The following is a 13,713-nucleotide window of genomic DNA, read 5'->3' on the forward strand; positions in this document are numbered from 1 at the left end:
CAAGAAAAATTAGGCTACCACACACCAATAGAGTTTGGTGATATGGCAGCCTAAGAAGGTGTTTTATTACTGTCTCAAATGACTAGGTCAGTCTATACGGGGAGTTTTTTCTTTCTATATTACCAATCCTGGGTTCTCTCAAGTAAAATATCGATTTCAACTTGTCTGATCATATAGCCAAGATCTTCTTCTGCAATTTCCGATGTGGATTCCAAAATCTGATCAATATCCATTTGCACCAATCTCATAACCAGACCTCCTATTTTAATCAACTTTCTACATAACCAATTTATGTATATTATCTATTTCCTGCTATACTATTCGAACAGCACTCAACCGGTGTGGGGGTAATCAAAAAAATATTTTTTATATTTTTTTCCCGCATCCATTATTCGCTAAACCAGTATGCCGAAAAAATTTTCATGTAGTAAATGATGTGAAAATGAATGAATAATCACTATTTGTCACGTACCCTTTCCCGTTTAAATAGTATATAGGGACTGAAGTTTAAAAAATCTTTTACAGGGAATAGTTTCACCAACTATAATTCTTGCTAGAAGGTGCTTATAATGGATGCCAATTTTAATGATTTTGCAAAAGTTTTGGAGTCTGCTCTTGATAAAGGGCAATCAGAAAGTCAAATTACGATTCATGAGTTAGTTGATGATATTAAAAACCAGCTAGAGCCATTAATAAATAAAAAAGAAATCGGCTGAACGCCGATTTCTTTTTTATTTGCTTATAAACATCTGAGTCCAATAAGACCCGTTTTCTGTATATCCAACTCCTATATGAGTGAATGTACCATTCAGGATGTTTTTCCGGTGGCCTTCACTGTTCATCCATGCCTGAACGACTTGCTGTGGTGTCTGCTGTCCCATTGCTATATTTTCTCCGGCACTGCTGTAGTTGACACCAAAGTCTCTCATCATGTCAAATGGTGAACCATAAGTAGGACTTGTATGTGAAAAGTAATTTTTTTGCTGCATATCATTTGATTTTGCCTGTGCCACATTACTTAATGGATTACTTGCCTTTAGTGCAGAAAGTCCATTTTTTGTACGTTCTGCATTCGTTAATTCGATTACCTGTGATTCAAAATTATTGATTTCGTCTCCCTGTGCAGCAGGTGCCTTTTTAGTTTCCTCCCGTGGGGCTGGAGCAGCAGGCTGCTGTCCGGCAATTCCACCCTGGCCGTATGGCTGCTGGTTAAATTGGTCGGCCCCGGGTTGGCCAGGCGCCATTCCTTGGTCTTGCTGCTCGTTTTCTCCAAATTGGAAAAATGGCAAGCCGCCATCGTCTGTTAATTCGCTGTGGGGGAATTCCTGGCTTGGCATCGCTGTGCTGTAAGAATTCGGGTCAATGGTCAGATAACCGTTATGGACTCTTTGTATTTCAATTGGAGCCTGTCCACGTCTTTCTCTTCCCACATTCACATTATTTGTATTGCTTATTTCCTCCAGTTCATTCCCCGTCATATTTCCATTATCCATTCCTTGATCTGCATTATTATTGCATGCTGCAAGGAAAAGTACAAAAAATACACCAATCAAAAAGTTTCTGTTAAAGAGCATCTTCATTTTTAGCATATCTCCTTTAAAATTAATTTTACTTTCTTATAATGCGGATTAATGAAGAAAGTATAGTTGGAAATATAGAGAAAAATCCTATTTGCCAAGTGGAACTTCAAGTTTATCGCGCATATTTTGATGGTAAGGAAAAAAAGAGGAGTGATATTTTGAGGCAATATATCATAACAGGAATGAATGGGGCTTCTTATCATGGGTTTCCGACGCTATCTTTTGGGCCTTGGTACCAGCCTGTTCACCACGGGTACCCTTTTCACAGCATTTGGCATCCCAGCCACTTTCCTCCCCACCAACAGCACTATTCTGCACCTGTATGGCAAGGACGGTATTAATTGCATAAAAAAACGCATGTTACAGAAAATAACATGCGTTTTTTAATATAATATCTATCCCAGAATGAGCAATACGATCATGATTAAAGATGGGATTCCATAATATAAAGCATTTTTCCCAAGAACCTCTCTGTCTTGCCTGTCTTCCCAGGTTTTATAAACTGGAGTTTGCTCACTATACCATTCACCGTTGCTTTTCATTCTCTTCATTCCTTTCTATAAGGATTTGTTAGTCTATACCCTTTTTAGAAAGGATGAAAAGTAAAATTCCTTCTTTTAGTTTGCGGCCCTTTGGATTGCTGCGATTGCTTTTTCAATATCGTTTCTTGAAACATCATAATGGGTTACAAAGCGTACGGAAGAAGATCCAAATGTTCCTGCAAGAACACCTTCAGATTTAATTTTTTCAACAAATTGGGAAGAATTCATATTAAGGTCTTTAACATCAGCTACAACAATATTGGTATCCACTTGATTTATGATGTGTATTCCATTGATTTGGTTAAGTTGTTCAGCAAGATATTGGGCGTTTTCGTGATCCTCGGCTAACCGTTCTCTCATTTGCGTTAATGCTACAAGCCCGGGAGCTGCTATGATACCCGACTGGCGAAGTCCCCCTCCCAGCCTTTTGCGCCACTTTCTGGCAGAAGCAATAAACTCCCTGCTGCCTGCAAGAATGGAACCAACAGGCGCACCCAATCCTTTGGATAAACATACTTGAACAGTATCACAATATTGAGTGAGCTCGCTCGCTGGCAGATTTAAAGCAGCAGCTGCATTAAACAATCTTGCCCCATCAATATGTACAGGAATGTTATTTCCTTTTGCAATTTTATGTATTTCCTTCATATTTTCAACCGGAACTGCTGCACCGCCAGCCCTATTATGGGTATTTTCAAGGCAGATAAGTCCTGACTCAGGGTAATGCTGATCCTCTTCCCTTATGGCATATTGAACTTCAGCCGGATCCATCGCTCCCCTTGTTCCCTTTATTGTTCTTGTCTGGACACCCGCAAACGCAGATGCAGTGCCCGTTTCATAGTAAAATATATGGCTTTCTGCTTCAAGTATAATTTCGTTTCCCGGACGGCAGTGCGTCAAAATCGCTATCTGATTTCCCTGCGTCCCGCTAGTTACAAATAAGGCAGCTTCCTTTCCCAAAATTTCAGCAGCTGTTTCCTCCAATTTATTTATTGCAGGATCCTCACCGTATACATCATCTCCTACTTCAGCTTCATAAGCCGCTTTCCTCATTTCTTCAGTTGGCTTTGTTACTGTATCACTTCGTAAGTCGATCATTTCCTCACCCTGCCAATCATTTTTTTAGTTCATGTTACTTCACAATTCTGTATTTTTCAATAAAAAAGGGTGTTCTGCTTTATATTAAAAAAAACTGTGTTAAAAATTATATTGATTTTGGCACCCTGTTGACTGGAGGGGAAAGCGCAAGATCCTCGAAAATGCATTCGCATTTCCTTCGTGCGAAGCTTATTCATATTCCAGCGGGAGAAGCGAGTCAAAGGGAGACTCCGCAGGCTTAATGCTTGAGAAGCGTCGGACTGCCCGCGGTTCGCAGAGCTTCTTGAGCGGAAATCAACAGGCAAAAAAAGAAAGAGCCCTTAAGCAAGGCCTCCTATCTTTGCTTATTCAAGAAATATAAAAACCAAACAGCATGGTTCTGTTCATCCGCTGCTGCTCTTTTAAAAACTTCTATAATGGTTGGATCTGACGTTTGCTCAGCTATATCCAAATAAAAATCAACAGTAAATTGCTCGTCATTAAACGAAAAATCCAAACCTTCCTTATAAGTGTTCGGACATTCTTCTGTCATTTTGGGTTCGTGCTGCTGGCCGGTCAGGTTCATATAAATTTGACTGAATTGCTGAAAATGCTTCATCTCATCCTGTTTGATTTCCAAAATCTGGTCTATTTCCTTTTTGTTAGACGCCATACCGGAAAGCTTTTGATAGCATTGAACGGCACTATACTCACCATTGATTGCTTTTGCGATATCTGCAGCCAGTTTATCATTCTGGCGAGCCATGCTTCCCTGATAGTAATAATAAGGATACATCAATCAAACCTCCCTTGGGCGGAATTCACTATTTATGCTATGGGATTTTTTTTAGTAGGTGCCTGAATATATTTAAAATTTCTCGCTTTTCAACCCCCTTTTTAATGTTCAAAATTTGTTCAAAATTATATTTTTCCTGTTAAACCCTTGTTATAAATGTATTTTGACAAAAATATTTAGATAGCTTGACTATTACAGTTATTTCCTTCTTAGTTTTGTCACAACTTTTCATTTTTCTATATGTTATTATCATTTACACAGTGTTAATTAGGTTTATCAATGGGTTTTATAGCTGTTTGGTTTTTCATCCATATATTTTTTTGACATCTTTGTGAAAAACCGCACATTATATGTGAATTATTTAACAATAGCTTTCTTTAACAAAAGGAGATGAAAATCAGATGAAGAAATTTCTGCTCTCTTTAACAGCCTTATTGCCCCTGCTGGTCCTTAGCGGATGCAATATGGTTGTGTTCGAACCCCAGGGGCCTGTTGCAAGAAGCATTACTGATTTAATAAACTGGTCCCTGATCTGGATGCTTCTCGTGGTTGTAGTCGTGTTTGGATTATTTGGTTACATTGTTTGGAAATACCGTGAACGGCCTGAAAATATGGAGTATGAACCGCCGGAGGAACATGGCAGCACACTCCTTGAAATTATTTGGACAGGAATACCGATCTTAATTGTTATCGCCCTAACTATCCCTACGGTTACAACTCTTTATGCTCTTGAAGAAGTGCCAAAAGGCTATGAAGAAAAAGAGCCTATTACGATACATGTTACATCCGCTGACTGGAAATGGATTTTCAGCTATCCGGAAGAAGGAATTGAGACGGTTAACTATGTCAATATTCCTGAAGATACGCCTGTTTTATTTAAGATGACTTCTGCCAGCACGATGCAATCCTTCTGGGTGCCTGCCTTGGGCGGACAGAAATACACTATGCCAAAAATGGAAACAGAGCTGTATCTGGTTGCAGATAACCCTGGATCCTATGAGGGGCAAAATACGAACTTTAATGGACGCGGTTATGCGGATATGAAGTTTGAAGTGCTTGCACAAACGCACGAAGAATTTGACCAATGGGTTGATGATGTAAAAGAAAAAGCTCCAAAATTAACGGAAAAGGAGTATGAGGATCTGCTCAAGCCTACCCATCTTGGTAGAATGACTTTTTCCAATACTCACCTCTCTTGGGTCAACCACGCCGATCCGGATTCTAAAGCTTATACAAATCCTGAGCTTTATAGAGGCCATGGGTACCAAGGTAAGATTTTTGAAGAGGAAGATAATTATAAATCCGAAGAAATCAACGAGAATGATAAACATGGTCATGATGAAAATATAGAAAATAAAGAAAACCATGGAGGTGGCCATGATGGGCATTAAATGGAATGAATTATTAATTACGGGTGACCCTTTAATACTAGGATCACAGATTGCTATTCTCCTAACGATGATCGGGATCGTTGGCGGGATCACTTATTTAAAAAAATGGAGATGGCTCTGGTCAGAATGGCTTACGACTGTCGATCATAAAAGAATCGGTATAATGTACATTATTGCTGCTGTATTGATGTTCTTCCGCGGAGGAATTGACGGGCTGATGATGAAAGCCCAGACGGCCAGACCGGAAATGGAATTTCTAAATGCACAGCACTATAATGAAGTATTTACCACGCATGGCGTAATCATGATCCTTTTCATGGCAATGCCTCTTTTGATCGGAATAATGAACGTAATTATTCCACTGCAAATTGGCGCCAGAGATGTTGCTTTTCCACAATTGAATGCCTTAAGTTTCTGGTTATTCTTTAGCGGCGCAATGCTGTTTAACATTTCATTTGTTATTGGAGGATCCCCTGATGCGGGATGGACTTCCTACTTCCCCCTTGCAGGGAAAGAGTTTAGTCCCAGCATAGCAAATAACTATTATGCCATTGCCCTGCAGATTGCCGGTATCGGAACACTGATTTCGGGAATTAACTTTGTGGTAACTATTTTAAAAATGCGGACAAAGGGCATGACTTTAATGAAAATGCCGATGTTCACATGGACATCATTTATTGCATCAGTAATTATCGTTGCTGCTTTTCCGATCCTTACGGTTGCACTTGCCCTGATGACAACTGACCGACTTTACGGAACACATTTCTTTACGGTTTCTGGCGGAGGTATGGATATGCTTTGGGCCAATTTATTTTGGCTTTGGGGACATCCTGAAGTATATATCCTCATCCTTCCGGCATTTGGTATATACTCAGAGATTTTTGCCACTTTTTCACGCAAATCACTATTTGGCTACAAATCTATGATTTTCTCGATCGTGGCCATTGCTATTTTAAGTATGGTTGTCTGGGTTCACCATTTTTACACAATGGGATCAGGCCCCGCGGTTAACTCCATTTTCTCGATTACAACGATGGCGATTGCCGTACCAACCGGAATCAAAATATTTAACTGGCTGTTTACAATGCGAAAAGGCCGGATCAAGATGACAACCCCGATGTTATGGGCTTTAGCCTTTATTCCTTGTTTTATCATCGGAGGTGTTACTGGGGTTATGCTAGGAATGGGTGCAGCAGATTTCCAATACCATAACACACTCTTCTTGGTTGCCCACTTTCATTACACCATTATTCCCGGTGTTGTGTTTGCCGTATTTGCGGCTCTCTACTATTGGTGGCCTAAAATGTTCGGCTTTATGTTAAATGAAAAAATCGGCAAGTGGCATTTCTGGCTATTTGTAATTGGATTCAACGTAACCTTTATGCCAATGTTTTTCCTTGGTTTAGACGGAGCTGTTAGACGCTCTTACACATATTCCGTTGAATCAGGATTTGCACCATTATTCTTATTATCTGCCATTGGATCAGCCGTTTTAGCTCTAGGTTTTGCTGCCTTCTGTTATAACATTTACTGGAGTGCGCGTTATGCGGATCGCAATATTTCAAGTGATCCATGGGATGCAAGAACACTTGAGTGGTCAACTGCTTCTCCAGTCCAATTCTATAATTTTGCTAAACAGCCGGAAGTAACAACGCTTGATCCATTCTGGCATATGAAGAAAAAGAATGAAGGCTTAACATTAAAGGACAGCGAGATTGAAGAAATTCACATGCCTAGCAATTCCGGACTACCTATTTTCATGGGTGCCGTATTCAGCGTTGCCGGATTCTTCCTTGTATTTGAATGGCATATTGCAGCCGTCGTTGCTGCAGTTGGCATTATTGCCGGGCTGATTATTCGTTCCTTTGATTATGATGAAGGGTATCATGTCAAGAAAGATGAGATTAAAAAGATAGAAAGCACTTGGAGAAATGTTGAAGGAGAGGTGCATAACGATGTCAGCTAATGTAGATACAACACTGCCGCTTGAATATCAAACAGAACAAAACCGCTTGAATATCCTTGGCTTTTGGATATTCCTGGGTGCAGAGATTATTCTGTTCGCCACTCTGTTCGGTGTGTATGGAGTCCTTTATGAGCGCTACGCCGGCGGACCTACACATAAAGATATTTTTGTTATCAAGGATGTAATGATACAAACCCTTCTCCTTTTAACGAGCAGCTTTACGATGGGGCTGGCCATCTTTGAAATGCGCCTGCATAATCTGAAAAGGCTGATTACTTGGCTAATAATTACACTCGTACTTGGCGCAGGCTTCCTATTCATGGAGATTAACGAATTTATCCATTACGTGCATGAAGGTGCAACAATGCAGACAAGTGCTTTTCTTTCAAGTCTTTTTGTTCTGCTCGGCACTCATGGTGCTCACGTCACACTTGGCATCGGCTGGGCCATCATGGTTATTATTCAGCTGGCCAAACGAGGACTAACACCAGTTACCGCACGTAAAACCTTTATTATTGGTCTGTATTGGCACTTTCTAGATGTAGTATGGATCTTTATTTTCACATTTGTATATTTAAAAGGGTTGGTGGGCTAAATGGAAAAGATTATGAAAGGTTTCCCTTTAAGTCATGTGATTGGTTTTGTTTTCTCACTTATACTCACTTTCGGTGCAGCAGGAATTGCTTTAAAAACAGACTTATCTTTTAAAGTGATAATGTGGATCATCGGCTCCCTGGCGATCATGCAAGCAGGAATACAGCTTTTCATGTTCATGCATTTGCGTGAAGGCGAAGACGGCAAAACGAACGTCCTTAATATCTTATACGGCGTTTTCATGGCTGTGGTTATTGTGGCAGGGTCGATTTGGGTTTTGAGCTCAGGCCATGCTCACTAAAATCTTATTTTAAAAATGGAAAACCGGTTCTCAATAAGGGAGCCGGTTTTTAATTATGTTCTATATCGTCATTCAGAACTTAAATTTAGCAGCTATCTAATCCCCTTGCTTCCTTCCGCCATCTCTTCCATTAAATGAATAAATAGGCCAAAGCCGAAGATTAGCATGGAAGACACCATAACGCTTAGTCCTATTGAAAAGATGTATTCCCCATTGATACCGCTTACAAAAAAACTGGCTATAAGGACTGTAAACCCAATCAATAAACCTGAGCCTGCCATATTTTTAAAAAAGAGCATAACTTTTAGCTGGTTTTCCCTCATAATTCACATCCCCTTTTACTAAATATTCTATCTTTGTTCACAAAATTGTCAAACTTTTTGTCACAAAATTGTCAAAAAGTTTTATGCAAAGAAAAAACGTCTTGCTATCTGCAAAACGCTTCCTTCTTCTATTGATATAGTTTTTTGATTTGTTCAAGGTCTTTTTTAAGACTGCAAATTTCCTGGCGGGTCAGCATAAGCGGCATTTGATCATACAACGTAATGATTTGCCCATCCTCATCATCTTCATGAAGTGATAAATATCGATATAAATTTTCACACTGAACTTTATTAAGGACAGATTGGGTGTTGAAGTTTTTGACTTTATGAATTTCAAAGGCACTTGCTTCCACGTCATACACACCCGAAATAATGCTTCCTTGCAAGGTATTAGACAAGGCAATCACTCCCCTTTTTGAGTAATATACCCAATTTTCGGGAGTTCTTTACCCCCAACAATAAAAAACCTCTTCGGATGGATGGATGATCAAAAGAGGTCCTATCGTAAAGAAGCCCGTTTTTGTGTTGTTATATCACCATCAGCTTTTCTAAGGACTAATCTTGGCGCTGAAGAAATTAATAATACCGCCACGATGGAACATAATATGGCTGCTCCAAGCATGGTTGCGCCATTCGCCAGGAAGGAAAACAGAATTGGTGACATTCCCTTTGGTGCATAGCTTCCGAAAAAGAGTACACCCGCAATAAAATGCCAGAAATAGCGGGTAAAGCTGCCTGCAAAAATGGCCAAGACAATCCAGCCGAGTGCCTTTTTCTTGTTTCCATTGCGCAATTGTTTTTGGATTGGAAGGTAAAACAAACCAGCACATCCTATAAAAGCAAAGGCAACAAAGTATTCAATAAACGCTTGCAGCGGTGTAGCGATCCATGCATCCCCCATTGCAATCTGCAGGATTCCCCACAATAAGCCTGCAATAAAGCTTACTTTGAAACCCCATCTGAATGCCAGTATAAAAATAGGAATCATGGCAGCAGAGATAGATATCGATGGCGAAAGTTTAATTGATGGCAGGAAATCCAGAATAATCGCAAATGATGCGAAAAATGATGCTTCTATCATTGCTGTCAAACTTAATTTTTTCATAAAAAATCCCCCTTCATAAGTATGAAGATACCCCAAGGGAGAACAAGCAGGCAGAATGATCCTCTCTGCCTTTTATTCCACATTCCTGCTCTAGCATTATCTAACAGGTTCAAAGGGTCAGAACAGCAAAATGTTCACTCTCAGCAAAATGCTCCCCTTGTGGTAACGTTATCAAATTATTCCATTTTATTATATATTGTTTTCTAATCTATGAAAAGTGTTTATTTACCTTCCTCAAATAGCTTTTGCTCATCCCATTTGCCATATCGATAATAAATAAAAGCAATCACGCTGCTGATGGCAAAGCTGACACCCATGCCGGCAGCGATCCCTTTCTCCCCCATGAACTTTGAAAAGAGATAGGTCAAAGGATAGCGCAGAACCCAGAAAGAAATGATGTTGAGTACCAGCACCTGAAACATTGCTCCAGAAGCCCTTACAATCCCATTCAGGATAAAATTAATACCAAGCAATGGATAAAAAAACGCAATCATTTTCAAATATTCGGTTCCGTATTCCAGCGCTTCTTTTTCCTGGATAAACAAGTTGACTCCATATTCAGCCAACAATACTGTCAGTAATGCGATGATAAGCATAAATGCAAGATTATAAATCACACCGTAAAAAGCAATTTTATGAACGCGATCCCATTCATTACTGCCAATATTCTGCCCGGCCATACTGTTCACAGCTGTCCCCAAAGCCATAGCAGGGAGCATAATGATACTGTCAATCCTCTGTGCTGCACCAAAGCCAGCAACCACATCTCCGCCAAACGATGTAACGACACTCATAATGGCCATCACTCCGGCTGAAATAACGGTCATTTGCAGACCAGATGGAATGCCTAGTTTGAAAATTAATGCAGCCTCTTCCTTCTGCGGCCATGAAGGCATGGTGAATGGAGCCAGATTTTTGCGAAGAATAAGCACCATGCCAGCCAGGAAAGCAATTCCCTGTGAAACAATGGTTGCATACGCAGCCCCTTCTATTCCAAGATTGAATGTCCAAATGAAAAGCGGATCCAAAATTGCATTCAGAATCACCGCAATCAACACAAAAAATAAAGGGGTTTTACTGTCTCCCAGAGCACGAAGCACAGTACCGATAAAATTATAGCCAAATAAAAACAGAATGCCGAGAAAATTAATTTGCAGATAAGATGCAGCATCTGAAATCATTCCCGTAGGGGTCCCCAAGAAAACCAATATTTTTTCGGAAAATAAAAATCCTGCCAAGCCGAGCCCTATGGATAAGACTGTTAAAATCACGACAAAGGCATTTAAATACCTCTTAAGCCCCTTTTCATTGTCTCCTCCCTTTTGCTGAGACAAAATGGTCAAAGTCGCATTGTTAATCCCGATAATAAATGAAAGAACAGTAAAAATAACAGTCCCCGAAACCGCAATAGCCCCTAAAGCATTCGCCCCAAGCAAATTTCCAACCCACAGGCTATCAATGAACTGATAGGACACCTGCAGCAAATTTGTCAGCATGATTGGAGCCGAAAAAATAAGGAGCTGTTTAAATATATTCCCTTTCGTAAAATCCTGCTGATTCATTCCAACACCTTTTTCTTATTATAAAGTAATAAGTACTATTATTAATGATTTTCCTTTTAACTTCCAATCATATGAACCTAGCGTTTGGAGCTTGGGGCGATTCCCATTCAAAATGACATAATTCTGTTAGAGGATGATGCAATTCGGCATCAGGAAGAAGCGGTTAGATGTTTGGAAAAGCGAAAAGGGGTTGCAGACGCAATTCCCACCCAGTTAGAGCAATTATGTTTGAGATTGGCGTAATTCCGCGTCTGCAGGATTCGAATAGATGTTGGGAAGAAGCAAAAAGGGGTTTGGATGCATTTCCGAATTTCGTGGAGGTAAATTTGTGTTGGGAATCTTAAATTCAGCATAAGGACTGATCATAAAAAAATATAGTTTGACTCGGATACATACTTGGAATGTAGCTAATCTATTGTGTGCATCCCCTTTTGTCACATATCTTTCATAAATAAGCGTCCTTGCAAGCCTGTTATAGCACACTTTAGCGGCAAAATATTATTTTTCCATAATTTACAACGTTTAAAAAGTGTAAAAGCCTATAAATAACTTTTCTTTTTCCTTATAATGAGAATATGTTCAATAAGGAGGGAATTAGTTGAAATCACGTTTACAGAAACCTTCAACGATTGTTTTGCTTTTATTGGTGGTCACGGTGATTTTGGCAGCGGTTATTTGGACCGTACAAGCAGGAAATAAGGATGTGACAGTCCCGTTTTCTTCTGTGGAAAAGCTTATTGCCTCCCAGGATGGAAAGACTGTTGCAATACAGGAATATAAAAACGGCAAGCTACTAATTACTGCCCCTGATGGAGAGTATATTTCACATGTACCTCCTAACAGCGAAATGGTTGATAAATTAGTAGAAACCTATAATATACAATATACTTTCGCAACAACAGGCCCGTATACGCCTTGGATTCTTGGCGGAGTGGTCTTATTATTCATAGCCATCGGAATTTACCTATTTAAATCAGGAAAAGGCGGAATGGGCGCTACAAATACTATGAAGCAAAGTGTTTCAAAGCCAAAGCCCCTTCCTTCCATTTCGCTTGAAGATGTGGGCGGCATCCAGGAAGAAATGAAAGAGGAAATCATGCAGACTCTTTCTATTTTAAAAGAGCCTGAACGTTCGCTGAAAATGGGGATTAAACCACCGAAGGGCATTCTATTATACGGACCTCCGGGAACAGGGAAAACTTTGCTGGCACAGGCAATTGCCAAGGAACTTGGCGCAACGTTCTTCTCAACCAGCGGATCCGGCTTTAATGAATTATTTGTCGGTGTTGGAGCTTCCCGTGTAAGGAACCTTTTTCAAAATGCCAGAAAGTATGCACCTGCTGTTGTCTTTATCGATGAAGTAGATGCACTTGCTGGCCGCAGAAAGCAGCATGGCGGAGAAGAAAGCGAAAAAACATTGACAGAACTTCTTGTCCAGCTTGATGGCGGACATTCCAATGACGGGATTTTGTTCATTGCAGCAACAAACCGAAAAGATATGCTGGACGAAGCATTCCTTCGCCCTGGACGTATTGACTTCTCTTTTAATGTCCCGCTTCCTGATACAAAGGGCCGAAGAGAGATTATCAATATCCATACGAAAAATAGATTGCTGGCTGAAGATGTCATGACGACTCTTGGTGATTTAGCTGAAAGCACTTCAGGCTTCTCCGGAGCAGATCTACATTCTCTTTTTGAAACTGCAAGCCGAAGAGCCGTACGAAATGGCCAGGAAATTATCTCAAAAGAAGATTTGGATTATGCTCTTGACCGCACAATTCTTGGTACCACTACCCGTGCCCTGCAGGATGCAGGAACTAAGCAGCGTGTGGCGATCCATGAAGCGGGCCACGCATTGGTTGCAGCTTTGACCAAGCCGGGTTCTGTTCGTAAAGCAACAATTATCCCACGTGGTGAAGCTCTTGGATATGTAGCTCCTATTCAAAAGGAACTTCATCTTTCCACAACGAGCGAGCTGCTCGATCAAGTAGCCATGATTCTTGCAGGCGGTGTAGCCGAAAGATTGATTCTCGGTGAGCACAGTATCGGAGTCAGCGGTGATGTTAAGCAAGCTAAGCATATTATCGAGCAAATGGTCGATACAGGCCTGCTGGATAACGGCTTCGAGCTTACTTTTAATAAAGGACAAAAAGAAGCCAAGATGCAGGATCTTTTCCAAAAAGCGTTGGAAAGATGCGAACTGCTAATTGCAAACCATCAGCAACAGTTTGAAAATCTTGTAGAAGCTCTTCTTGAAAAAGAGACTTTGGAAGGTACAGAGGTTCAGGAGATTGTGGGAGAATTGAATGTTGATATGGTTGTAGCCTAAAAGTGAAGCCGGCCCTGAATGGGGGCCGGCTTTGTTATTGTTAAGGGATATATGTTTCGTTGATGGCGATAATTGCTTTGTTTCATTTAAAGTTCATAAATCGGGTGCTTTTTCACACAATGTTAGCTATTTCTTTGATGGATGGTA

At 40.3% G+C, this 13,713-nt stretch carries 14 protein-coding genes, 1 pseudogene and 1 riboswitch; of the genes and pseudogenes, 6 read left to right on the forward strand and 9 right to left on the reverse strand.

The window, feature by feature from the left end; translation table 11 throughout:
* Positions 1–119: 119 nt before the first annotated feature.
* Positions 120–248, reverse strand: a complete 129-nt coding sequence (locus IQ19_RS29055; protein WP_258309119.1) for a hypothetical protein — start codon at positions 246–248, stop codon at positions 120–122.
* Between the two features lie 321 nt (positions 249–569).
* On the opposite strand from IQ19_RS29055, the gene IQ19_RS28205 reads away from it, so the two are divergent.
* Positions 570–716, forward strand: coding sequence for a YwzD family small protein (locus IQ19_RS28205; protein WP_199749535.1), 147 nt, complete (start codon positions 570–572; stop codon positions 714–716).
* Positions 717–731: 15 nt separating this feature from the next.
* Here the strand turns inward: IQ19_RS28205 and IQ19_RS29335 are convergent.
* From IQ19_RS29335 to IQ19_RS22915, 4 genes and pseudogenes are all read right to left on the reverse strand, one after another.
* Positions 732–1,100 (reverse strand): annotated as a pseudogene (locus IQ19_RS29335) (CAP domain-containing protein); the annotation flags it as partial.
* Between the two features lie 875 nt (positions 1,101–1,975).
* On the reverse strand, positions 1,976–2,122 hold the full coding sequence (locus IQ19_RS27870) for a hypothetical protein (RefSeq protein ID WP_158638891.1): 147 nt from the start codon (positions 2,120–2,122) through the stop codon (positions 1,976–1,978).
* 75 nt (positions 2,123–2,197) lie between these two features.
* Complete coding sequence (gene ltaE, locus IQ19_RS22910; protein WP_144545432.1) at positions 2,198–3,220, reverse strand: low-specificity L-threonine aldolase; 1,023 nt, start codon at positions 3,218–3,220, stop codon at positions 2,198–2,200.
* Between the two features lie 334 nt (positions 3,221–3,554).
* Complete coding sequence (locus IQ19_RS22915) at positions 3,555–3,995, reverse strand: ferritin-like domain-containing protein (protein ID WP_144545434.1); 441 nt, start codon at positions 3,993–3,995, stop codon at positions 3,555–3,557.
* A gap of 401 nt (positions 3,996–4,396) precedes the next feature.
* Here IQ19_RS22915 and qoxA point away from each other — a divergent pair, with 401 nt between their 5' ends.
* Genes qoxA through qoxD form a run of 4 tightly spaced genes read left to right on the forward strand, consistent with a single transcriptional unit; the run spans position 4,397 to position 8,247 of the window.
* A complete protein-coding gene (gene qoxA / locus IQ19_RS22920) occupies positions 4,397–5,386 on the forward strand; it encodes a cytochrome aa3 quinol oxidase subunit II (protein ID WP_144545436.1) in 990 nt (329 codons plus the stop codon).
* Positions 5,376–7,352 carry a cytochrome aa3 quinol oxidase subunit I gene (qoxB, locus tag IQ19_RS22925; RefSeq protein WP_144545584.1) on the forward strand — a complete coding sequence of 659 codons (1,977 nt, stop codon included), beginning with the start codon at positions 5,376–5,378 and terminating at the stop codon, positions 7,350–7,352. The genes qoxA and qoxB overlap by 11 nt, the downstream gene beginning before the upstream one ends.
* Positions 7,342–7,947 carry a cytochrome aa3 quinol oxidase subunit III gene (gene qoxC, locus IQ19_RS22930; protein ID WP_144545438.1) on the forward strand — a complete coding sequence of 202 codons (606 nt, stop codon included), beginning with the start codon at positions 7,342–7,344 and terminating at the stop codon, positions 7,945–7,947. The genes qoxB and qoxC overlap by 11 nt, the downstream gene beginning before the upstream one ends.
* Positions 7,948–8,247, forward strand: a complete 300-nt coding sequence (gene qoxD, locus IQ19_RS22935) for a cytochrome aa3 quinol oxidase subunit IV (protein WP_144545441.1) — start codon at positions 7,948–7,950, stop codon at positions 8,245–8,247.
* 92 nt (positions 8,248–8,339) lie between these two features.
* Here the strand turns inward: qoxD and IQ19_RS22940 are convergent, their stop codons facing one another.
* From IQ19_RS22940 to IQ19_RS22955, 4 genes are all read right to left on the reverse strand, one after another.
* On the reverse strand, positions 8,340–8,570 hold the full coding sequence (locus tag IQ19_RS22940; RefSeq protein WP_144545443.1) for a hypothetical protein: 231 nt from the start codon (positions 8,568–8,570) through the stop codon (positions 8,340–8,342).
* A 128-nt stretch (positions 8,571–8,698) separates the two neighbouring features.
* Positions 8,699–8,968, reverse strand: coding sequence for a hypothetical protein (locus IQ19_RS22945; protein WP_144545445.1), 270 nt, complete (start codon positions 8,966–8,968; stop codon positions 8,699–8,701).
* Between the two features lie 101 nt (positions 8,969–9,069).
* Positions 9,070–9,675, reverse strand: coding sequence for an energy-coupled thiamine transporter ThiT (thiT, locus tag IQ19_RS22950; RefSeq protein WP_144545447.1), 606 nt, complete (start codon positions 9,673–9,675; stop codon positions 9,070–9,072).
* Positions 9,676–9,740: 65 nt separating this feature from the next.
* A riboswitch (TPP riboswitch) is annotated at positions 9,741–9,843 on the reverse strand.
* Between the two features lie 53 nt (positions 9,844–9,896).
* On the reverse strand, positions 9,897–11,237 hold the full coding sequence (locus tag IQ19_RS22955; RefSeq protein WP_144545449.1) for an MATE family efflux transporter: 1,341 nt from the start codon (positions 11,235–11,237) through the stop codon (positions 9,897–9,899).
* Positions 11,238–11,835: 598 nt separating this feature from the next.
* Between IQ19_RS22955 and IQ19_RS22960 the strand changes: the two genes are divergently transcribed.
* A complete protein-coding gene (locus tag IQ19_RS22960) occupies positions 11,836–13,566 on the forward strand; it encodes an AAA family ATPase (protein WP_144545451.1) in 1,731 nt (576 codons plus the stop codon).
* The last annotated feature ends 147 nt before the right edge of the window (positions 13,567–13,713 follow it).

The sequence above is a fragment of the Cytobacillus oceanisediminis genome, assembly GCF_007830235.1.
Classification (GTDB): domain Bacteria; phylum Bacillota; class Bacilli; order Bacillales; family Cytobacillaceae; genus Cytobacillus; species Cytobacillus oceanisediminis.

Bases quoted from the DNA above. Each gene is read 5' to 3' on its own strand.
- IQ19_RS29055 (WP_258309119.1), bottom strand. From the start codon at position 248: ATGAGATTGGTGCAAATGGATATTGATCAGATTTTGGAATCCACATCG.
- IQ19_RS28205 (WP_199749535.1), top strand. From the start codon at position 570: ATGGATGCCAATTTTAATGATTTTGCAAAAGTTTTGGAGTCTGCTCTT.
- IQ19_RS27870 (WP_158638891.1), bottom strand. From the start codon at position 2,122: ATGAAAAGCAACGGTGAATGGTATAGTGAGCAAACTCCAGTTTATAAA.
- ltaE (WP_144545432.1), bottom strand. From the start codon at position 3,220: ATGATCGACTTACGAAGTGATACAGTAACAAAGCCAACTGAAGAAATG.
- IQ19_RS22915 (WP_144545434.1), bottom strand. From the start codon at position 3,995: ATGTATCCTTATTATTACTATCAGGGAAGCATGGCTCGCCAGAATGAT.
- qoxA (WP_144545436.1), top strand. From the start codon at position 4,397: ATGAAGAAATTTCTGCTCTCTTTAACAGCCTTATTGCCCCTGCTGGTC.
- qoxB (WP_144545584.1), top strand. From the start codon at position 5,376: ATGGGCATTAAATGGAATGAATTATTAATTACGGGTGACCCTTTAATA.
- qoxC (WP_144545438.1), top strand. From the start codon at position 7,342: ATGTCAGCTAATGTAGATACAACACTGCCGCTTGAATATCAAACAGAA.
- qoxD (WP_144545441.1), top strand. From the start codon at position 7,948: ATGGAAAAGATTATGAAAGGTTTCCCTTTAAGTCATGTGATTGGTTTT.
- IQ19_RS22940 (WP_144545443.1), bottom strand. From the start codon at position 8,570: ATGAGGGAAAACCAGCTAAAAGTTATGCTCTTTTTTAAAAATATGGCA.
- thiT (WP_144545447.1), bottom strand. From the start codon at position 9,675: ATGAAAAAATTAAGTTTGACAGCAATGATAGAAGCATCATTTTTCGCA.
- IQ19_RS22955 (WP_144545449.1), bottom strand. From the start codon at position 11,237: ATGAATCAGCAGGATTTTACGAAAGGGAATATATTTAAACAGCTCCTT.